General features: G+C 67.5%; 18 protein-coding genes. 12 read left to right on the plus strand and 6 right to left on the minus strand.

The window, feature by feature from the left end; translation table 11 throughout:
• Positions 1-38: 38 nt before the first annotated feature.
• The 4 genes from PX653_RS00750 to PX653_RS00765 all read right to left on the minus strand — a co-directional run bounded on the left by PX653_RS00750 (position 39) and on the right by PX653_RS00765 (position 2,084).
• Positions 39-593 carry an OmpA family protein gene (locus PX653_RS00750; RefSeq protein ID WP_277416060.1) on the minus strand — a complete coding sequence of 185 codons (555 nt, stop codon included), beginning with the start codon at positions 591-593 and terminating at the stop codon, positions 39-41.
• Between the two features lie 12 nt (positions 594-605).
• Positions 606-1,022, minus strand: coding sequence for a hypothetical protein (locus PX653_RS00755; protein WP_277416061.1), 417 nt, complete (start codon positions 1,020-1,022; stop codon positions 606-608).
• Positions 1,023-1,029: 7 nt separating this feature from the next.
• The gene (locus PX653_RS00760; protein ID WP_277416062.1) at positions 1,030-1,281 is read right to left on the minus strand and encodes a hypothetical protein; all 252 of its coding nucleotides are present in this window, start codon (positions 1,279-1,281) and stop codon (positions 1,030-1,032) included.
• Positions 1,282-1,403: 122 nt separating this feature from the next.
• Positions 1,404-2,084, minus strand: coding sequence for a hypothetical protein (locus PX653_RS00765; protein WP_277416063.1), 681 nt, complete (start codon positions 2,082-2,084; stop codon positions 1,404-1,406).
• Positions 2,085-2,251: 167 nt separating this feature from the next.
• Here PX653_RS00765 and PX653_RS00770 point away from each other — a divergent pair, with 167 nt between their 5' ends.
• Entirely contained in the window at positions 2,252-3,091 is an 840-nt protein-coding gene (locus PX653_RS00770; RefSeq protein WP_277416064.1) for an HDOD domain-containing protein, read from the plus strand.
• A 278-nt stretch (positions 3,092-3,369) separates the two neighbouring features.
• Here the strand turns inward: PX653_RS00770 and msrC are convergent, their stop codons facing one another.
• Both msrC and PX653_RS00780 read right to left on the minus strand, forming a co-directional pair.
• Complete coding sequence (gene msrC / locus PX653_RS00775) at positions 3,370-3,879, minus strand: free L-methionine (R)-S-oxide reductase MsrC (RefSeq protein WP_277416065.1); 510 nt, start codon at positions 3,877-3,879, stop codon at positions 3,370-3,372.
• Positions 3,880-3,911: 32 nt separating this feature from the next.
• A complete protein-coding gene (locus PX653_RS00780; RefSeq protein ID WP_277416066.1) occupies positions 3,912-4,832 on the minus strand; it encodes a LysR substrate-binding domain-containing protein in 921 nt (306 codons plus the stop codon).
• A gap of 81 nt (positions 4,833-4,913) precedes the next feature.
• Between PX653_RS00780 and PX653_RS00785 the strand changes: the two genes are divergently transcribed.
• The 11 genes from PX653_RS00785 to PX653_RS00835 all read left to right on the plus strand — a co-directional run bounded on the left by PX653_RS00785 (position 4,914) and on the right by PX653_RS00835 (position 19,730).
• Positions 4,914-5,891 (plus strand): aldo/keto reductase, encoded by a 978-nt coding sequence (locus tag PX653_RS00785; RefSeq protein WP_277416067.1) that lies wholly within the window; start codon positions 4,914-4,916, stop codon positions 5,889-5,891.
• A gap of 161 nt (positions 5,892-6,052) precedes the next feature.
• Positions 6,053-7,174 (plus strand): hybrid sensor histidine kinase/response regulator, encoded by a 1,122-nt coding sequence (locus tag PX653_RS00790; protein WP_277416068.1) that lies wholly within the window; start codon positions 6,053-6,055, stop codon positions 7,172-7,174.
• Positions 7,171-10,548: a hybrid sensor histidine kinase/response regulator gene (locus PX653_RS00795; RefSeq protein WP_277416069.1), complete on the plus strand. Its 3,378-nt coding sequence runs from the start codon at positions 7,171-7,173 to the stop codon at positions 10,546-10,548. The genes PX653_RS00790 and PX653_RS00795 overlap by 4 nt, the downstream gene beginning before the upstream one ends.
• Positions 10,545-10,943, plus strand: coding sequence for an MAPEG family protein (locus PX653_RS00800; protein WP_277416070.1), 399 nt, complete (start codon positions 10,545-10,547; stop codon positions 10,941-10,943). The genes PX653_RS00795 and PX653_RS00800 overlap by 4 nt, the downstream gene beginning before the upstream one ends.
• A gap of 144 nt (positions 10,944-11,087) precedes the next feature.
• On the plus strand, positions 11,088-12,791 hold the full coding sequence (locus PX653_RS00805) for a RecQ family ATP-dependent DNA helicase (protein ID WP_277416071.1): 1,704 nt from the start codon (positions 11,088-11,090) through the stop codon (positions 12,789-12,791).
• A gap of 190 nt (positions 12,792-12,981) precedes the next feature.
• Positions 12,982-14,160: a ligase-associated DNA damage response exonuclease gene (locus PX653_RS00810; protein WP_277416072.1), complete on the plus strand. Its 1,179-nt coding sequence runs from the start codon at positions 12,982-12,984 to the stop codon at positions 14,158-14,160.
• Positions 14,153-15,805 (plus strand): ATP-dependent DNA ligase, encoded by a 1,653-nt coding sequence (locus PX653_RS00815; RefSeq protein WP_277416073.1) that lies wholly within the window; start codon positions 14,153-14,155, stop codon positions 15,803-15,805. The genes PX653_RS00810 and PX653_RS00815 overlap by 8 nt, the downstream gene beginning before the upstream one ends.
• Entirely contained in the window at positions 15,802-18,282 is a 2,481-nt protein-coding gene (locus PX653_RS00820) for a ligase-associated DNA damage response DEXH box helicase (RefSeq protein ID WP_277416074.1), read from the plus strand. The genes PX653_RS00815 and PX653_RS00820 overlap by 4 nt, the downstream gene beginning before the upstream one ends.
• The gene (gene pdeM, locus PX653_RS00825; RefSeq protein WP_277416075.1) at positions 18,279-18,935 is read left to right on the plus strand and encodes a ligase-associated DNA damage response endonuclease PdeM; all 657 of its coding nucleotides are present in this window, start codon (positions 18,279-18,281) and stop codon (positions 18,933-18,935) included. Before PX653_RS00820 ends, pdeM begins: the two co-directional genes overlap by 4 nt.
• Positions 18,936-19,170: 235 nt before the next feature.
• Complete coding sequence (locus PX653_RS00830; protein ID WP_277416076.1) at positions 19,171-19,464, plus strand: KGG domain-containing protein; 294 nt, start codon at positions 19,171-19,173, stop codon at positions 19,462-19,464.
• 32 nt (positions 19,465-19,496) lie between these two features.
• Complete coding sequence (locus tag PX653_RS00835; RefSeq protein ID WP_277416077.1) at positions 19,497-19,730, plus strand: hypothetical protein; 234 nt, start codon at positions 19,497-19,499, stop codon at positions 19,728-19,730.
• Positions 19,731-19,800: the final 70 nt, after the last annotated feature.

A 19,800-nucleotide genomic window follows, 5' to 3' on the forward strand; every position in this document is an offset into this window, starting at 1 on the left:
TAAGACAGAGCCACGGTCGGGCCGGGAGCTCTGGCCGGCTACTGAGCTGGCCTGGACCAGATTTCCACCCGGCGATTCTTGTCGAGGCATTTGATCAGCTCGGGCTCCGGCTTGCCCTTGCACGTTGCCTGGTCGACGATGGGAAAACGGTCGCCTACGCCTACCGCTATCAATGATGGGGACTCAACTTCCGCCAGCAGAAGCTGTCGGCGCACCGCGTTTGCCCGTTCCTGGCTTAGTCGCTGATTCATGGCGGCGTCACCGATGGAATCCGTATGGCCCACGACGATGATTTTGCTTGGCTGGCTTTTTTTCAGCTCCGTCGCAACTTCAGCCAACATTTTTTTGCTTGGCTCGGACAAGGTCGCCGACGCGAACGCGAACAACTGATCCGAGGGGATCGACTGCTTGTCATAGCCCTGCGTCGCGTTGTAAAGAAAGATGGTCTCATCCGCTGGACGGGAGCGCAGCGATTTCGTGCCGGCGACGACCAACCCGACGATTGTGACGGTTGCCAGCAATGGAAGAATTTTGCCGAAAATCAGGCCAAGCGCGTGTAGCGTCGAAGAGGCAATCTTGCGTGGCCAGGTCATGACGAGTAACCGTTACGGTTTTTCTTCCGGGGATCGACGTTGCTGCGCCACTTGCGAGCCAAAGTAGAAGCCGATCACGGAGGAAAGCAATGTCACCACCGGGCCCATGATGACGTCCAGGATGCCTTTGAGGCGCTCATATCGCTTTTCGAAAAGAGGAAGACTGTCGTCCATGAACAGCGCGATGAACGCCAGTGCAATGATCGCGCAGAGCAACCCCACCAGCCAGACGGTGATCGTCTCCCGCATCCCGAGCTGTGAGCGGTGTTCGCTGTCGTTGGGAATGTGCAGGTTGTCAACTGGCAAAATTTGGGCCAGGCCCTCGGGCGAATGGACCCCATCCGATATGCCCAGATCCTCGACCATCTGCTCCCGGGCCAGAGCACCCGACGCGGGCGAGGGTGAATCTTGCGCAATCGGATCGCTCATGAATCGCTCAGCGGCTCGGCCGCCTTGCCGGCAGGTGCGGCGTTGTAATCTGCACTACCGGCTTGCTGTCCGCCCCGGCGGCAACGATCGCCAGACCATCATCCGAACGGTCCAAGACCCATTTATACACCGCCAATGCTTCCCTGCCGATGTCGTTTGCCGACAGCCGGGTTCCAGCCGGGTATTGGTTGATTCGGTTGAGCTTGTCGTTGATCGCATCCAGGACCACTTGCGGCACGTCGAGACGAAGTTCAGGCATGATTACTCTCCGGTTATATTCCAATCGACATCCAACATTACTCCAAAATCTATCCATTAGCAACCGGAACCTCCGCCAGCATCGTGATTGGGACGTAATGTTGAGAGCGTCATTGGTACAGCTCAACCCGCTTTCCGGGACAGGGCCGCAGGCAGCGCCGGCCCCACCTCCACCACGATCAACCCCACCGGCGCCCCGGCCCGAAACGGCGCCGGCGGCCCTTCGCCCCGCCGCCGCCGCAAAGCGGCATGCAGTCGCGTCAGCTGCCACGCCGTCAGGGCCGCCAGCGGCGCCGGGTTCAGTTGGTCGGTCACCTGCCAGTGTGGGAACGTACGGCGCAGGCGGGCGGCGCCCGCGCGGCGGGTCGCGTCGTCGGCCAGCAGATGACTTTCCAGCCGTACCGTGGCGACCTGGCCGTTATCGTCCATGCGGTGCAGGATGCGGTAGATGTCCTCCGTGATGAAGGCCGGGTGCTGGCGTGCGTAATACCACGGCAGCAGCGAGACCGCCGGGCCCATGTGGATGGTCCAGCGGTTGCGGCCGTTGCCGTGGGCGATCATGTTCGTGCCGGGGTAGGACCAGCCGTAGCGCAGCAGTACCAGCAGCGCATAACCGGCTGCGGCGGCGATCTGCAGCGCCACGGCGATGCCACCCCAGCGGCCATGGTGGACGGCGGTAAGCCGCAGCGTCACCGTGACGATCGCCAGCACCAGGCCGGATGCAATGAAGTACCGGTGGCCGGGCATGCAGCGCAGCGGCGAAAAGTACAGGCGATCGAGCAGCGAGGGCGTTCGTACGGTCATCGTCAGCCTTGGTATCAAGAAATAAATTACAGAAAGCAATAATGTATACTTTTTCTTGGTAACAATCATCTACCGGACGGTGGTTGCGGCGGCCTCAGCTGCTGTTTTGCCGGCGTTTCGGCGCCGCACACTTCTTGAGAGATGGTATTCGCGGGTATAGTGGCGCCATGGAAAAGGAAAAATTGAAGGATTTCGCCGCCATCGTGGCCGAGGCGCAGCGGGGGGAACTGGTGTTTCCCACCAGCGTCAACGCGGCGCTGTCATTGCAGCTGTGCCTGGCCGACCCGGCCTGCCACGACGAGGACGTCATCCGCAAATTGCTGGCCGAGCCGGTATTGGCCGCGCGCGCGGTGGCGTTGGCCAACTCGGCCGTGTTCCGTTCGAACGGTGCCGCGCTGGCCACCAGCGTGCGCACGGCCGTCATGCGGCTCGGTTACCGCAACCTGTATTCGCTGGCGGCGGCCATGGTGGTGCGCCAGTTCGGTGCCCGTATTGCCGAGCCCGTGCTGCGCGGGCAGGCCGAGCAGTTGTGGCGCTATACGGCGCACGTGGCCGCGCTGGCCTACGTGATCGCGCAGCGCATCACCCACGTCGATGCCGATACCGCGCTGTTCGCGGGGATCATGCATGAAGTGGGCGGCTTTTACCTGCTGGGGCGGGCCGACGCGCTGCCCGGCCTGCTGGACGATCCGGAAGAGTGGATGGGCGCGGCGCAGGAGATCATCGCGCGCGAGATCATGAACAAGCTGCAGGTGCCCGAGCCGGTGGCGCTGGCCATCGTGTCGCTGCGCGGCGGCGCCATCGGCATTCCGCCGCAGGGCCTGCGCGACACGCTGCTGCTGGCGCGGCAGCTGTCGCCGGTCGCGTCGCCGCTGCCGTACACGGAAGACCTGGCGCTGACGCGCACGCCGGCCTTGACGCGCTACCTCAACGAGCCGGACGTGGCCACGCTGCTGGACGAGGCGGCCGACCAGGCCAAGTCGATGAGCGCAGCGCTGCTGGTGTAAAAAACCCGGGACGGACCCTAATGCCGCTAAGTTAAGCGAACGGTCGCCGGGTTAGGGTCTGCCGGGCCGCCGTATCGCCCCGCAGGGGACTGACCCTGGTTTTAATCGCAGAAGCATGAACTTGCGCGAGAGAAACCGGGGTCAGCCGGATCGCCGGACCGCCCGAAAAACGGGACAGACCCCAAGCCTTGAGGCTGTTGTACGGATATCAGAATCTCTTAACTTAGCGGCATTAGGGACGCGGCATTTGGGACGGACCCGGGTTTTGCAGCAACAGTCTAGTCTTCGAGCGTCTGCTCGAGAATCTTCACGAGCGAGCCGATTCCCTCCGCGTCCACCGCGTCGAAGCGGTTCGGCAACGGGCTGTCCAGGTCGAACACGCCGATGATCTCCCCCTTCGAGAACAGGGGCACGACCAGCTCCGAACGCGAGTTGACGTCGCATGCGATGTGGCCGGGGAACGCATGCACGTCCGCCACGACGATCGCCTCGCCTTTTTCCACCGTCGTCCCGCAGACGCCGCGCCCGCGCTTGATGCGGATGCAGGCGGGCTTGCCCTGGAACGGGCCCAGCACCAGTTCGTCCCGCGTCTTCAGGAAGTAGAAGCCGGCCCAGTTCAGGCCCGGCATCGTATTGAACACCAGGGAGCTGAAGTTGGCCGTGTTGGCGATCCAGTCGGTTTCGCCGTGCACGAGGCCCGTCAACTGCGAGCGCAGGTCGGCGTACATCGCTTGTTTGGCTTCCGGCGTATCGGTGCCGTAGGTGGTGTCGCTGAGATGGAAAGTCATGGCGTGTGCAGCAAAGATGGAAAGGCGCGATGTTACCCGGTTTTGCCGCGCCGCGCCGGCCCTGCCTCGGCCAGGTGCAGGCGGGCGATGCGCTGCAGCGTGGCCAGCGCCGGATGCGTGCCGCCCGCCAGCGCCAGGCCCAGCCCGACGGCCAGCTCGACACCTTCGCGCAGCGGCCGGTAGGCCACGCCGCGCAGGCGCAGCGCGGCAAACGACGCCGGCAGCAGCGCCACCCCCTGGCCGGCCGCGATCCCCGCCAGCAGCACGTGATGGTCCTGCGGCTCGCGCAGCAGGGGCGGTGCAAAGCCGTGGCGCGCGAACACGGCATGGCAATGGTCGAAGAACGCCGGCTGGCGCGCGCGCTCGAACCAGAACAGCTTGTCGTGCGCCAGGTCGGCCAGCGCGACCCGGCGGCGGCGCGCCAGCGCATGCTCGGCCGGCAGTGCCGCCAGCATCGGCTGCGGCCCGAGCGGCTGGACCGCCAGGTCGAACGTGCGCGTGGGCAGCGCGATGACGGCGGCGTCGAGCCGGCCGGCGCGCAGGGCCGCGACCAGCTTCGGCGAAGCATCCGCGTGCAACACCGGCGCCCGCGGCAGCGCCCGCGCCAGTGCCTCCGTCAACGGCTGGAACGAGCCCGCCTCCACCGACGTCGTCAACCCCAGGCGCAGGGGCGGCGCCGTGCCGTCGCCCTGCGCTCGCACAGCACCCAACGCATCGTCCAGCAGCGCCAGGATGCGCTGCGCGCGCGGCAGCAGTGCCGTGCCGGCCACCGTCAGCGCCACGTGCTGCGTGTTGCGCTCGAACAGGCGCTGGCCCAGCCGCTCTTCCAGCTGGCGGATCGCGCGGCTGAGGGGCGGCTGCGTCATGTGCAGCCGCTCCGCCGCCTGGCGAAAGTTCAGGCACGTGGCGACGGCCACGAACAGTTCCAATGCGCGTGTATCGATCGGTCTCATACCGAAAAGGTATCACGAAACCGGACATTCCCAAGGCCGGGGCGCGGACGCAGACTGGCCCCATCGACAACGGAGGGCACGATGAAGACACGCAAACTGGCGGACATGGAGGTAGCGGCCCTGGGCCTGGGCTGCATGGGCATGTCCGAGTTCTATGGTCCCAGCGACGATGCCGACTCGCTGCGCACCTTGGCGCGGGCGGCGGACGAAGGCGTCACGCTGTTCGACACGGCCGATACCTATGGCCTGGGCCACAACGAGGAGCTGCTGGGGCGCTTCCTCGAGGGGCGGCACGGCCAGGTCCGCATCGCCACCAAGTTCGGGCTGGTGCGCAAGCCGGGCAGCTACGAGCGCCGCATCGACAACAGCCCCGCCTACATCCGCGCCGCCTGCGAAGCATCGCTGCGCCGCCTGGACGTCGACACGATCGACCTGTACTACGCGCACCGGCTCGACCCGGCTGCGCCGCTGGAGGAGACGGTGGGCGCGCTGGCCCGGCTGGTAGAGGAGGGCAAGGTGCGCGCCATCGGGCTGTGCGAGGTGACGCCGGCCACGCTGCGCCGCGCCGCCGCCATCCATCCGATCGCCGCCGTGCAGAGCGAATACTCACTGTGGACACGCGACCCGGAGGATGGCGTACTGCAGGCTTGTCGGGAGCTGGGCGCCGTGTTCTGCGCCTACAGCCCGCTGGGGCGCGGCTTCCTCACGGGCACCGTCGACACGGCCAGCCTGGCACCCGGCGACTTCCGCAGCGCCAATGCGCGCTTTACCGGCGCGACCGGGCAGGCCAATGCCCGCCTGGCCGACACCGTGCGTGCCTTGGCCGCAGCCAAGGGCTGCACCCCGGCCCAGCTGGCGCTGGCGTGGCTGCTGGCACGGGGCGAACACGTGCTGCCGATTCCCGGTACGCGGCGCGTCGACCGGCTGCTGGAAAACCTGGGCGCCCTGGACGTGCGGCTGACAGACGCCGACGTGGGCACGATCGATGAAGCGTTCCCGCCCGGGATTGCCGCCGGCGAGCGCTACTCGCCAGAGGGCATGAAAGGCGTGAACGTTTGATAACACTGGCCGGTTCAACCATGCGCTGTCATTTTGACAAATGCTGGTACCATTCGTCCTTGCCGAAAATGGGCGCAGCGAGCCGCGGCCTGCGGGGTTACCGCCGGGCCGGCGGCTCGTCGCGTCCGGCCGAAACGAACCGTTACCAGAACAGACACGTTGTGACAGCCTTGATCAATATCCTCGTCGTGGACGACGTCCCGCAGAACCTCATTGCCATCGAGGCCTTGCTGGCCCGGCCCGGCATCGCCTTGCTGAAGGCGGCTTCCGGCGCCGAGGCGCTGGAGCTGCTGCTCGTGCACGAGGTGGCGCTGGCGCTGGTGGACGTGCAGATGCCGCACATGGACGGCTTCGAGCTGGCTGAACTGATCCGCGGCAGCGAGCGCACCCGTTCCATCCCCCTGATCTTCCTGACGGCCGCCTCGCGCGAGCCCAGCTACAGCTTCCGTGGCTACGAGGCGGGCGCCGTCGACTTCCTGTACAAGCCGATCGACGCCAAGGCCCTCGTCAGCAAGGTCAACGTCTTCGTCGAGCTGTACCAGCAGAAGAAGCAGCTGTCGCAGCAACTCGAAGAGCTGCGCCGCGCGCTGCACCTGAACGAGATGTTTACCGCCGTGCTGGGGCACGACTTGCGTACGCCGCTGTCGGTCGTGATGAACGGCGCCATGTTGCTGCCGATGATGACGGACCACCCGAAGGTCGCCGTGACGGCGCAGCGCATCCAGAGCAGCGCGAAACGGATGGCGTCGATGGTGGACCAACTGCTCGACCTGGCGCGCATCCGCACCGGCGACATGCAGCTGAAGACGGCCCCGCACGACCTGGAGCAGCTGTGCCGGGCGATTGCCGACGAGTTTGTCGTGCCTGAGCGGCCATCGCGCGTGCTGGTCGAGTGCAACGGCGATCCGGTGGCCCCGGTGGACGCGGGCATCTTCGCACAGGCACTGTCCAATTTGCTGGGCAACGCGCTGCAGCATGGCGCGGCCGACCACTCGGTGCTGGTGCGGGTGGACGGCAGCGCCGCGGAGCGCGTCGCCGTCGTCATCACCAATCGCGGCACCATCCCCGATGAACGGTTGGCGCACATCTTCGAGCCGTTCCAGCACCGCGGCGGCAGCCGCAAATCGGGCCAGGGCCTGGGCCTTGGCCTCTACACGGCCAATACGTTCGTGCGTGCCCATGGCGGCGAGCTGACGGTCGTATCGAGCGAAGGCGTCACCGTGTCGACGGTGACGTTGCCACGCGCGGCGGAGCGCGCCGTCGCGCACGGACTGGCGGCATGAACTGGCCCGGCAGCGCGGACCTGGCCGGCATCGCGGGGTACCTGCCGCGCGGCGGTGGCGCCACGGGCGACCTGGTGCGCGCGTTCGACTGGCGCACGACGGCGCTGGGGGCGCCGGCGGAGTGGACGCCGGCGCTGCGCACCGCCGTGGACATCGTGCTCAACTCGCCCATCGCGATGGTACTGATGTGGGGGCCGCAGCACGTCATGCTCTACAACGACGGCTACGCGGAGATCGCCGGGGCGCGCCACCCGGCGGCGCTCGGCGGCACAGTGCCGCAGGCATGGCCGGAACTGTGGGACTGGAACCGCGCCATCCTGGAAGCGGGGCTGCGCGGCGAAACGCGCCAGCACCTGGGGGCCGGCTTCACCGTGCTGCGCAATGGTGAACCGGAAGAAGTGTGGTTCGACCTGTTCTACACACCCGTCTACGACACTTGCGGCGCCGTCGGCGGCGTGCTGTGTACCGTGGTGGAAGTGACGGAGCGCGTGCGGCGCGAGCGCCTGGCCGCCGAGGACCGCGCGAAACTGGATCGGCAGAACCGCCGGCTGCGCGAGGAAACGACGCTGCTGCGCGACCTGTTCGAGCAGGCGCCCAGCTTCATGGCCGTGCTGCGCGGGCCGGAGCACGTGTTCGAGCTGGCCAACCGGCCCTACCAGCAGCTGGTCGGCGGGCGCGACATCATCGGCAAGCGCCTGGCCGAGGCGCTGCCGGAAGTGCGCTCGCAGGGCTTCGTCGAGCTGCTCAATCGTGTCTATGCCAGCGGCCAGCCGTATGTCGGGCGCCAGCAGAAGGTCGAGCTGCTGAAAGAGCCGGGCGGCACGCTGGAGCCGCGCTACCTGGACTTCGTCTACCAGCCGCTGCGCGCGCCGGACGGCAGCGTGACGGGCGTGTTCGTCGACGGCGTCGACGTCACCGACCGCATCCTCACGGAGGAGCGGCTGCGCATGGCGCAGCAGGCCGGCGGCATCGGCAGCTTCGAGTGGTTCCCCGCGACGGGGCGGATGGTAGTGTCGAACCAGTACCGCCGCGTGTGGGGCCTGCCGGATGACGTCGAGGTGACGGATGACCTGCTGGTGTCGCTCGTCGACGAGCGTGACCACGACCGGGTGGGGCCGAACCGGCTCCAGCATGGCGACAATCCGCTGACCTATACCGAGTACCGTATCCGCCGTGCCGATACGGGCGAGGTGCGCTGGGTGGCGCGCCAGGGCGAAGTGATCGAAGGCCCGACGGAAGCGCAGCGGCGCTATGTGGGCGTGGCGTTCGACATCACCCAGCGGCGCCAGATCGAGCAGGAGCTGCGCACCAGCCAGGACCGCCTCGCGGCCATCTTCGGCCAGGCCTCCGTCGGCCTGTCGGAACTGAGCCTGGCAGGGCGCTTCCAGCGCGTCAACGGCGCGCTGTGCCGCATGCTGGGGCGCAGCGAGGAGCAGATGCTGGGCCTGCACATGGACGACCTGATCCACCCGGACGACAAGGCCGGCAACACGGCGCTGGTAGCGCAGCTGCTGGCCACGGGCGAGCCGTTCACATTGGAGAAGCGCTACTTCCGTCCCGACGGCGAATGGGTGTGGATCTCGAGCAGCATGAGCCGGCTGGACGACGCGTCCGGCCAGCCCGTCGCGCTGATCGCCGTGAAGATCGACATCACGGAACGGCGCCGCATCGAGGCGGCGCTGCGCGACCTGAACGACACGCTGGAACAGCGCGTCACGCGCGAGATCGCGGAGCGCGACAAGGCCGAGGAGGCGCTGCGCCAGGCCCAGAAGATGGAGGCCGTAGGCCAGCTGACGGGTGGCGTGGCGCATGACTTCAACAACGTGTTGCAGATCATTTCGGGCAACCTGCACTTGCTGGCGCAGCACGTGCAGGAGGACCGGGTGGCGCGGCGCCGGCTGGAGATGGCGATCGGCGCGGTGGAACGGGGCGCCAAGCTGTCGTCGCAGTTGCTGGCGTTCGCGCGGCGCCAGCCGCTGCAGCCGGTGGTGGCCGACCTGGGCCGGCTGGTGTCGAACATGGACGAACTGCTGCGCCGCGCGCTGGGCGAGGCCGTGGAACTGGTCACCGTCGTCGGCAGCGGCCTGTGGAACACGCTCGTCGATCCGGGCCAGATCGAGAACGTCATCCTGAACCTGGCGATCAATGCGCGCGATGCCATGCAGGGCGCGGGGCGGCTGACGATCGAGCTGGGCAACGCGGTGCTGGACGAGTACTACGTCAACAACCTGGTGGACGTGCCGGCCGGCCAGTACGTGATGCTGTCCGTGACGGACACCGGCTGCGGCATGACGGCCGACGTGCTGCAGCGCGCCTTCGAGCCGTTCTTCACGACCAAGCCGGAAGGCGAGGGCACGGGCCTGGGGCTGTCGATGGCATATGGCTTCGTCAAGCAAAGCCGCGGCCACATCAAGATCTACAGCGAGCCGGGACAGGGCACCAGCGTCAAGATCTACCTGCCCCGCACGATGCTGGCGGAAGTGGACGACATCGCACCGCGCACGGGGCCCGAGACGGGCGGCAGCGAGACGATCCTGGTGGTCGAGGACGACGACGGCGTGCGCCACGTGGTGCTCGACATGCTGGCGGCGCTGGGCTACCGCGTGCTGCAGGCGGCAAATGGCGAACAGGCGCTGCGCATCATCGAGTCGGGCGAGCCGGTCGACCTGCTGTTCACGGACGTCGTCATGCCCGGGCCGTTGCGCAGCCCCGAACTGGCCCGCATCGCGCAGCAACTGCGGCCCGACCTGGCGGTGCTGTTCACGTCGGGCTACCCGCAGAACTCGATCGTGCACGGCGGCCGCCTGGACGAAGGCCTGGAGCTGCTCAGCAAACCGTACCGGCGCGAGGAACTGGCGCGCAAGCTGCGCCACGTGCTGAACAACCGCCAGCAGCAGGCGCTCGCGCAGGCGCGCCAGCGCAGCGTTCTGGAAGCGGGCGCCGGCGGCGCCAGCGAACTGCTGGAGCCGGCGCCGGCCATCGAACGCGATGCATCGCTGCGCGTGCTGGTCGTCGAGGACAACCTCGATTCGCAGCAGATGGTGTGCGAACTGGTGGGCATGCTGGGGCACACGGTGTCCGGCGTGTCGGACGGCGAGGCGGCGTGGGAACTGATGCAGGTGCAGGACTTCGACATCCTGTTCACCGACGTCAGCCTGCCCGGCATGTCCGGCATCGAGCTGGCGCGCCGCGTCGTGGCCGCGAAACCGTTGCGCGTGATCTTCTCCACCGGCTATGGCAAGGAAGCGCTCGAGCACCTGGGTTTCCCCGCCGCCTGCCTGCGCAAGCCGTACGACCTGATGGAACTGCAGGCCGCACTGGACGCGGCGCGTGCGGCGCCGTCTCCCTTCCACACTGGAGAAAGGGCATCATGAGCACCGAACTGTATCTGTTGGGCTGGACCCTGGTCCTGGCGATCGTCCAGATCCTGCTGCATTCGACGCTGCGCACACGGGAGACGGGGATCATGTACAACGCCGGCGCGCGCGACGGCGGCGCGCCGCCGCAGGGCCAGGTCACCGCGCGGCTGGAGCGGGCCAAGCTGAACCTGTTCGAAACGCTGCCGCTGTTCGCGGCCGCGGTGCTGGCGGCGCACGTGGCGGGTGCCGAGGGCACGCTGACATGGTGGGGCTGCTGGCTGTACCTGGGCGCGCGCGTCCTCTACGTGCCGTTGTACGCGCTGGGCGTGCCGGTCGTGCGGTCGCTGGTCTGGCTGGTGTCGCTGGCCGGCCTGGGCATGGTGCTGTACGCGCTGCTGAGCCATTCCTGACGGCCAGTCAGGGCTGTGCCGGACCCGGTTCCGGTGCCAGGATCAGTTCTCGCTACTCTCCTACGCATTTTGTAGGCTGCGTCCTATGGTATCCGGGCCCCGTGGCGCCTACATTGGTTGCTGTGATAGTCACCGGATGAATCCATGGTAACCCGAAATCTCTCCGCAGCCGAGAAGCGCGCCGCCGTGCGCATCGGCACCGCGCGTGCGCGCCTGATCCGCAACCTGCTGCACAACGTGTTCGGCGTGGACCAGCTGCGCGACGGCCAGCGCCGCGTCATCGACAGCGTGCTGGAAGGGAATGACACGCTGGCGATCATGCCCACCGGCAGCGGCAAGTCGCTCTGCTACCAGATTCCCGCGTCGATCTTCAAGGGCACGACGATCGTGGTCTCGCCGTTGATCTCGCTGATGAAGGACCAGCTGGAAAAACTGGAGGAGATCGGCATCGGCGCGGCGCAGCTCAACAGCAGCCTGTCGCGCGAGGAGGAGCTCGATGCGCTGGACAGCATCCGCAACAACCTCAGCAACATCGTGTTCTGCACGCCGGAGCGCCTGGCCACGCCGGAGTTCCTGGAAGTGCTGAAGGATACCGAGATCGCGCTGCTCGTCATCGACGAGGCCCACTGCATCTCGCAGTGGGGCCACGACTTCCGCCCGGCCTACCTGGAGATCGGCGCCGCCCGGCGGGCGCTGGACAATCCCCCCGTGCTGGCGCTGACGGCAACGGCCACGCCGGACGTCATCGACGACATCGGCCGCCAGCTGGGCGCGCGCATGCACGTCGTCAATACGGGCATCTACCGGCCCAACCTGCGCTACCGCGTCATCCAGATCACCAATCCCGCCGAGAAGACCGCCGAGGCCATGCGGCTCGTGCGCGAGACCGAGGGCGTGGGCATCATCTACGCCGCCACCGTCAAGGCGGCCGAGGAGATGTACGAAGCACTGGAGCAGGCCGCCGAAAGCGTGGCGCTGTATCACGGCAAGCTGCCGGCGCGCGAACGCAAGGAAAACCAGGACCTGTTCATGAACGGCGAGCGCCGCGTGATGGTGGCGACCAATGCGTTCGGCATGGGTATCGACAAGAGCGACACCCGCTTCGTCATCCACCTGCAGGTACCGGCCAACCTGGAAGCCTATTACCAGGAGTCCGGCCGTGCCGGGCGCGATGGCGCGGATGCCGAATGCACGCTCCTGTACTTCCAGGACGACAAGCGGCTGCAGCAGTTCTTCCTCGTCAAGCATTACCCGTCGGCGGACGAGCTGCGCGCGGTCTACGATACCGTGGTGCCGCTGGTGCCGTGCCAGGCCAGCGTCATTGCGGATGCGCTGCCGGACATGGCCGACAGCAAGCTGAAAGTCTGCCTGAAGCTGCTCAAGGACGGCAAGCTGCTGCGCCAGAACCGCAAGCTGGACTACCTGCTGACCAACAAGGACGCCAGCGCGGTCATTTTCGACCAGCTGTCGGCGATCTACCAGCACAAGCAGGAGCGCGACCGCGAGGCGCTGGAGCAGATGGTGGGGTATGCGCAGAGCGGCTACTGCCGCTGGAAGCTGATGCTGGACTATTTCAACGACGCTTCCGCCGAAGTCGAGCACTGCGGCTGTTGCGACAACTGCGTCTCGCCGCCATCGGTGCAGGTGGAGGAGGGCGAGGCCGTGCTGTTCGAGCCGCCGCCGGAACCGTCCGTCCCCCCTGGCCCCGTGATCGCGGTGGGCAGCCAGGTCAAGGTGCCGAAGTTCGACATCGGCACGGTGCTCTCCGTGGCCGGCGACCAGATCACCATCGAGTTCCCCGAGAATACGACGAAGACCTTCATGGCGGAGTTCGTGCAGCCGGTGTGAGCCGGGTTCTGTCCCCAAAGGGAACTGACCCCGAAGTGATGCACGCTCCACCCATACAGGCACCTCCCGCAGACTTCAGGGTCCGTCCCGGACGGACAGACCCCTGCTTGACCCGCGCACTGTACGCCAACGGACATACGCCCTGCCTCCCACTGGCTAGAATGAAAAAAAGCCAGGAGAGGAAACCCGTATGTCCGATATGGTCGTGGTGCGCAAGGAAGGCCTGTACTGTGTGCCGGGCCAGTTCTACATCGATCCGTGGCGGCCGGTGGACCGGGCCGTGATCACGCACGGCCACGGCGACCATGCGCGCATGGGCCACGGCCACTACCTGGCCGCGACGCCCGGCGTCGGCATCCTGCGCTCGCGCCTGGGCGACATCGCCGTGCAGGGCCTGGCGTACGGCGAAACGGTCGAACACAACGGCGTGCGCATCTCGCTGCATCCGGCCGGCCACGTGCTGGGTTCGGCCCAGGTGCGGCTTGAATGCGGCGGCGAGATCTGGGTCGCGTCGGGCGACTACAAGGTCGAGGGCGACGCGACCTGCACGCCGTTCGAACCGGTGCGCTGCCACACCTTCATCACGGAGTCCACGTTCGGCCTGCCGATCTACCGCTGGGAGCCGCAGCAGCAGACGTTCGACGACATCAATGCCTGGTGGCGCAAGAACGCCGCCGACGGGCGCGCCAGCCTGATGCTGTGCTACTCGTTCGGCAAGGCGCAGCGCATCCTGTCGGGCCTCGATGCCAGCATCGGTCCCATTATCTGCCACGGCTCGGTGGAACCGCTGAACCGGGTCTACCGAGCCGCCGGCGTGCCGCTGCCGGAAACCAGGATGGTCAGCGACGTCGACAAGGCCGACCTCAAACGTGCCATCATCATCGCACCGCCGTCGGCTGGCGGCTCGCCATGGGTGAAGCGCTTCGGCGACTTCAGCGACGCCTTCGCCAGCGGCTGGATGCTGCTGCGCGGCGCGCGCCGGCGCCGCGGCGTCGACCGGGGCTTCGTGCTGTCCGACCATGCCGACTGGCCCGGCCTGATGGGGGCGATCAAGGAAACGGAGGCCGAGCGTGTGATCGTCACGCACGGCTCGATTCCCACGATGGTGCGCTGGCTGTGCCAGAACGGCCTGGATGCCAAGGGCTTCGATACCGAGTATGGCGACGACGAGGCGGAGAACGCGGCGGCTGCCGGTGCCGCGGCGGACGGCGTTGCGCCGCCCGACCCGGAACCCGATCCGGTGGCGCAGCGCTGGGCCGTGAAGGACAAGGCCGACGCGGCCCGCGCCGCCGGCACGGCCGAGGCACGGCGCCAGGTCGACGCGGCGGGCGGGGCGGACATCCCAGGCGGGGAGGATGCCGATGCGTGAATTCGCCCGCCTGTACGCGGAACTGGACGAGACCACGGCGACCAACCGCAAGCTCGATGCGCTGCAGGCGTACTTTTCCAGCGCGGCGCCGGAGAACGCGGCGTGGGCGGTCTACTTCCTCGCGGGCGGCAAGCCGCGCCAGGCCGTGCCCGTCAAGCTGCTGCGCCAGTACGCCACCGAATACGCGGGACTGGACGACTGGCTGTTCGATGAGTGCTATGACGCCGTGGGCGACCTGGCCGAAACCATCGCGCACATCCTGCCGGAGCCGAAGACGCGCAGCGACGTGGGGCTGGCCGAGTGGATCGAACAGCGCATCGCGCCGCTGCGCGGCGCCGCGCCGGAAACGATCCGGCAGGCGCTGTTCGACTACTGGGACGAGCTGGAAACGCGCGAGCGCTTCCTGCTGATGAAGCTGATCGGCGGCGGCTTTCGTGTCGGTGTCTCGAAGCTCCTTGTCACGCGCGCGCTGTCCGCCATCGCGGCGGTGGATTCGAAGCTGATCGCACAGCGGCTGATGGGCTGGACGGACGGCAGCGTGCGGCCCACCGCGCAAGGCTTCCTGCAGCTGATCGCCGCGCAGTCCGACCAGGAGCATGCGATGCGGGGCGGCCAGCCGTATCCGTTCTTCCTGGCGCACCAGCTGCAGGCCGCGCCGGCCACGCTGGGCGAGCTGAAGGACTGGCAGGTGGAATGGAAGTACGACGGGATGCGCGCGCAGATCGTCGCGCGCGGCGGCGAAAACTGGGTGTGGTCGCGCGGGGAAGACCTGATCACGGAACGCTTCCCCGAGCTGGCCGCGATCCGGCTGCCGGAAGGCACGGTGGTCGATGGCGAGATCCTGGTCTGGCAGGCGGGCGAGAACGATACCGGCAACCCGTCGCCGTTTGCCGACCTGCAGAAGCGCATCGGCCGCAAGACGCTGTCGGCGAAACTGCTGGCCGAGCTGCCGGCCGCGCTGGTGGCCTATGACCTGCTGGAGCTGGACGGTGTCGACCTGCGCCAGTTGCCCCAGTGCGAGCGCCGCACCCTGCTGGAACAATTGGTCGAGCGGGTGGACAATCCGCGCCTGCGCATCTCGCCGCTGGTGCATGCCGACAGCTGGGACGACCTGGCGCGCATCCGCGACGAGTCACGCGCCCGCGGCGTCGAGGGCATGATGATCAAGGCGGCCAGCGCCCAGTATGGCGTGGGCCGCACCAAGGACGTGGGCACGTGGTGGAAGTGGAAGATCGACCCGTACAGCGTGGATGCGGTACTGATCTACGCCCAGGCCGGGCACGGCCGACGCGCTTCGCTGTACACCGACTACACGTTCGCGGTATGGGACAGCGACGGCAACGGCGGGCGCCAGCTGGTGCCGTTCGCGAAGGCCTACTCGGGCCTGACCGATGCCGAGATCGCCCAGGTGGACAATGCGGTGCGCCGCACGACGGTCGAGAAGTTCGGCCCGGTGCGCAGCGTGCGGCCGACGATGGTGTTCGAGATCGGCTTCGAGGGGATCGCCGCCTCGCACCGCCACAAGTCCGGCATCGCCGTGCGCTTTCCCCGCATCCTGCGCCGGCGCGAGGACAAGAGCGTGGAGGAAGCCGATACGCTGGACATGCTGAAAGGCCTGCTGGCGCAGGCCAGCCTGGCCGCATGAACCGGCGCGAGGCGGCACGCCAGGTCGGCACGTTCTACGCCAGGCGGGGCTGGCAGGTCTTTCCGTTCCAGCGCGCCGTCTGGCAGGCCGCGCTGGCGGGTGAATCGGGCCTGCTGCACGCCACCACGGGCTCGGGCAAGACATTCGCCGTCTGGTTCGCCGCGCTGCAGCGGGCCATGTGCGCGAAGTCGTCCAGGAAGCGCGGCCTGCGCGTGTTGTGGATCACGCCGATGCGGGCGCTGGCCGCCGACACGCTGCGCGCGCTGACCGAATCGGCGGCCGAGCTGATGCCCGGCTGGACGGTCGATGCGCGCACCGGCGACACGTCGTCGGCCGCCCGGGCGCGCCAGGCCAAGCATCTGCCCGATACGCTCATCACGACACCGGAAAGCCTGACCTTGATGCTGTCGAAGGCCGACGCCGCCACGCAGTTCGCGCTGCTGGACATGGTGATCGTCGACGAGTGGCATGAACTGATGGGGAACAAGCGGGGCGTGCAGACGCAGCTGGCGCTGGCCCGGCTGCGCCGCTGGGCGCACCAGTCGGGCAATGGCGACCTGGTGGTGTGGGGCCTGTCCGCCACGCTCGGCAACCTGCCGCGCGCGAAGGAGGTATTGCTGGGGCCCGGCGTGCCCGGCGCCACGGTCGAGGGCAGCATCCGCAAGGACATCCTCGTCGACACGCTGATCCCGGCCAACCCGTCGCGCTTCCCGTGGGCGGGCCACCTGGGCATCCAGATGCTGCCCGCCGTGATCGGCGAGATCGAGGGACACGCGACGACGCTGGTGTTCTGCAATACCCGCTCGCAGGCGGAGCTGTGGTACCAGAACATGCTGGAGGCCAGGCCCGACTGGGCCGGCATCATCGCGCTGCATCACGGCTCCTTGGACAAGGAAGTACGCGACTGGGTCGAACTGGGCCTGAAAAAAGGCGAACTGAAGGCGGTTGTCTGCACCTCCAGCCTGGACCTTGGCGTGGACTTCCTGCCCGTCGAACGCGTGCTGCAGATCGGCAGCGCCAAGGGCATCGCCCGGCTGCTGCAGCGCGCCGGCCGCTCGGGCCATGCGCCGGGCCGGGTGTCGCGCGTGACGCTGGTGCCCACGCACAGCCTGGAGCTGCTGGAGGCGGCCGGCGCCATCCAGGCCGTCAAGGACCGCGACATCGAGGCGCGCCACGTACCCGAGAAGCCGCTGGACGTGCTGGTGCAGCACCTCGTCACGATCGCGCTGGGCGGGGGCTTTCGCTCCGAGGCGCTGTTCGACGAGGTGCGCGGCGCGTGGTCGTACCGCCACCTGACGGAAGACGAGTGGCAGTGGGCGCTGGACTTCGTCGCGCGCGGCGGCCAGAGCCTGACGGTGTATCCCGAGTACCGCCGCGTATTGCCGGACGAGGAGGGCGTCTACCGCGTGCCGGATGTGGCGCTGGGCCGGCGCCACCGGATGGGCATCGGCACCATCGTGTCCGAGGCGATGATCCAGGTGAAGTACCAGAGCGGCGGCCGCATCGGCACGGTGGAGGAGGGCTTCATCGCGCGCCTGAACAAGGGCGACAACTTCCTGTTCGGCGGCCGCATCCTGGAATTCATCCGGGTGCACGAGATGACGGCCTATGTGAAGCGGGCCACCGGCGCCAAGGGCGCGGTGCCGCGCTGGCAGGGCGGCAAGATGCCGCTGTCGTCCGAGCTGGCGCATGCGGCGCTGGCGCAGATGCGGCTTGTCACGGAAGGCATCTACAGCGGCCCGGAGATGCTGGCGATCGCGCCGCTGCTGGCGATCCAGGCGCGCTGGTCGGCACTGCCGACACCGGAGCGCACCGTCATCGAAAGCGTGCACAGCCGCGAGGGCCATCACCTGTTCGTCTACCCGTTCGCGGGGCGCGCCGTGCATATCGGCCTGGCGTCGCTGTTCGCCTACCGGATCGGATGCATGCAGCCGATCACGTTCTCCATCGCCGTCAACGACTACGGCTTCGAGCTGCTGGCGGCCGACCCGGTCGACTGGCCAACGGTGTTCGCGCCCGCGCACGGCCGCGACGTGGGCCTGTTCGGCACGGACCGGCTGCTGGAGGACGTGCTGGCCAGCCTGAACGCGACGGAGCTGTCGCAGCGGCGCTTCCGCGAAATCGCGCGCATCGCCGGCCTCGTGTTCCAGGGCTACCCGGGCCAGCCGAAAAGCAACCGGCAGATCCAGGCCTCGTCGTCGCTGTTCTTCGAGGTGTTCCGCAAGCACGACGCGGGCAACCTGCTGCTGACGCAGGCGCAGCGCGAAGTGCTCGAACAGGAGCTGGAGCTGAACCGGCTGCGCGCCACGCTGGAAGCGCTGCAGGGCCGCACGGTCAGCTACCACGAAACCAGGCGCGCCACGCCGTTCGGCTTCGCGCTGATGGTGGAGCGCTTCCGCGAGAAGCTGTCGACGGAAAAGCTGTCCGACCGCGTCGCGCGGGTGCTGCGCGAACTCGAGAAGGCGGCCGGGCCATGAACGCGGCAGCGACCATACTTGCGGGCGAGGAAGTGCTGCTGCTGGCGCAGAAGGCGCTGTACTGGCCGCGCGAGCGCATGCTGGTCATTGCCGACATCCACTTCGGCAAGGCCGCGTCGTTCCGCGCACTGGGCATCCCTGTGCCGCGCGGCACCACAACCGAGAACCTGCAGGCGCTGGACGCGCTGCTGGCCGCGCGCGACGTGCGGCACATCCTGTTCCTGGGCGACTTCCTGCACGCCAAGGCGGCGCATGCGTCCGCCACCGTGCAGGCCATGCTGGCGTGGCGCGCGCGCCATCCCGACCTGGTATTGACCCTGGTGCGGGGCAACCACGACCGCCATGCCGGCGACCCTGCCGCACAACTGGCCGTGACGATGGTCGACGAACCGTACGTACTGGGGCCGTTCGCGTTCTGCCATCATCCCGACCTGCCGGCCGATGGCTATGTGCTGGCGGGCCATGTGCACCCCGTCTATCGCCTGCGGGCCGGCCGCGAGTCCATGCGCTTGCCCTGCTTCCTGGTGGGGGCGCACCGCGCCATCCTGCCCTCGTTCGGTTCCTTCACGGGTGGGCACGAAATCGAGCCGGGTGCGGGCGACCGGCTGTACCTGGCGGTCGAGGATACTATTTTCCCTCTGGAAAATAAGTAGGAAGTTGAGAAACGCCAGCTTCCGTAATGGCTGAGCTTGCGGTAGGTGCTGTCCTACAGGGACACCTGTACGTGTCCTATATTTCCTGCTCAGTGTTTGCACTACGATGAGTGCTCCTGTTGCCCGATCGTTATAACAATGATCGTCGCTGGTCGGTGAGAACGATCGGGCGCGGGTCCTCCCTCACTTCACCACGTCAAAATCCCCCCAATGCATCACTTCAGGAGAATTGATCATGGCATCATCGAACCAGGGTAATAATCGAGGTAACCGACAAGGCGAGGCCCAGGGCACCACGGGTAACAAGCAGAGCGCAACCCGCAATCGCGGCTTTGCGTCGATGGATCCGCAGCGTCAACGCGAGATCGCATCCGAAGGGGGACGCGCCGCGCATGCGAAAGGCACCGCGCACGAATTCACGTCGGAAGAGGCACGCCGGGCAGGGGCCATGAGCCACAAGAACGGCAATCGCCAGAGCGCACGCGGCGGCAATTCCGGTGGCGGCAACGACCAGGGCAACCAGGGCTGACCAGCGCAGGAAGATCGTCGAGGAGAACAGGCATGACTCCATCTGACAATTCCCGCAAGAACAAAAGCAGCGAAGAAAACTTCGTGCTAGTCGACACCGAGCACCCTGGCATCGGCAACATCGATTTCCCGGAGACGGAAGTCAGGCGAGTGGACCGGCCGATCCCGGGCAACCGCCAGAGCACGGACCAGGGCGCACGCCAGGGCGGCGAACCGCCCGGCACCGAAGGCGGGGCGCCCGGGCCGGAAAGCAGCTCCGGCGTCTGAGGTCACCAGGTCCGCTGCGGTTCGCGTGTGAGGGGCGAGCCGCCGTGGGGCTGATCCCAGGGACGTCAAA

It is taken from the genome of Pseudoduganella chitinolytica (genome assembly GCF_029028125.1).
GTDB lineage: Bacteria > Pseudomonadota > Gammaproteobacteria > Burkholderiales > Burkholderiaceae_D > Rugamonas > Rugamonas chitinolytica.

What these genes read in the sequence shown, in the direction of transcription:
- PX653_RS00750 (WP_277416060.1), bottom strand. Translation starts at nt 593, where the DNA reads ATGACCTGGCCACGCAAGATTGCCTCTTCGACGCTACACGCGCTTGGC.
- PX653_RS00755 (WP_277416061.1), bottom strand. Translation starts at nt 1,022, where the DNA reads ATGAGCGATCCGATTGCGCAAGATTCACCCTCGCCCGCGTCGGGTGCT.
- PX653_RS00760 (WP_277416062.1), bottom strand. Translation starts at nt 1,281, where the DNA reads ATGCCTGAACTTCGTCTCGACGTGCCGCAAGTGGTCCTGGATGCGATC.
- PX653_RS00765 (WP_277416063.1), bottom strand. Translation starts at nt 2,084, where the DNA reads ATGACCGTACGAACGCCCTCGCTGCTCGATCGCCTGTACTTTTCGCCG.
- PX653_RS00770 (WP_277416064.1), top strand. Translation starts at nt 2,252, where the DNA reads ATGGAAAAGGAAAAATTGAAGGATTTCGCCGCCATCGTGGCCGAGGCG.
- msrC (WP_277416065.1), bottom strand. Translation starts at nt 3,879, where the DNA reads ATGACTTTCCATCTCAGCGACACCACCTACGGCACCGATACGCCGGAA.
- PX653_RS00780 (WP_277416066.1), bottom strand. Translation starts at nt 4,832, where the DNA reads ATGAGACCGATCGATACACGCGCATTGGAACTGTTCGTGGCCGTCGCC.
- PX653_RS00785 (WP_277416067.1), top strand. Translation starts at nt 4,914, where the DNA reads ATGAAGACACGCAAACTGGCGGACATGGAGGTAGCGGCCCTGGGCCTG.
- PX653_RS00795 (WP_277416069.1), top strand. Translation starts at nt 7,171, where the DNA reads ATGAACTGGCCCGGCAGCGCGGACCTGGCCGGCATCGCGGGGTACCTG.
- PX653_RS00800 (WP_277416070.1), top strand. Translation starts at nt 10,545, where the DNA reads ATGAGCACCGAACTGTATCTGTTGGGCTGGACCCTGGTCCTGGCGATC.
- PX653_RS00805 (WP_277416071.1), top strand. Translation starts at nt 11,088, where the DNA reads ATGGTAACCCGAAATCTCTCCGCAGCCGAGAAGCGCGCCGCCGTGCGC.
- PX653_RS00810 (WP_277416072.1), top strand. Translation starts at nt 12,982, where the DNA reads ATGTCCGATATGGTCGTGGTGCGCAAGGAAGGCCTGTACTGTGTGCCG.
- PX653_RS00815 (WP_277416073.1), top strand. Translation starts at nt 14,153, where the DNA reads ATGCGTGAATTCGCCCGCCTGTACGCGGAACTGGACGAGACCACGGCG.
- PX653_RS00820 (WP_277416074.1), top strand. Translation starts at nt 15,802, where the DNA reads ATGAACCGGCGCGAGGCGGCACGCCAGGTCGGCACGTTCTACGCCAGG.
- pdeM (WP_277416075.1), top strand. Translation starts at nt 18,279, where the DNA reads ATGAACGCGGCAGCGACCATACTTGCGGGCGAGGAAGTGCTGCTGCTG.
- PX653_RS00830 (WP_277416076.1), top strand. Translation starts at nt 19,171, where the DNA reads ATGGCATCATCGAACCAGGGTAATAATCGAGGTAACCGACAAGGCGAG.
- PX653_RS00835 (WP_277416077.1), top strand. Translation starts at nt 19,497, where the DNA reads ATGACTCCATCTGACAATTCCCGCAAGAACAAAAGCAGCGAAGAAAAC.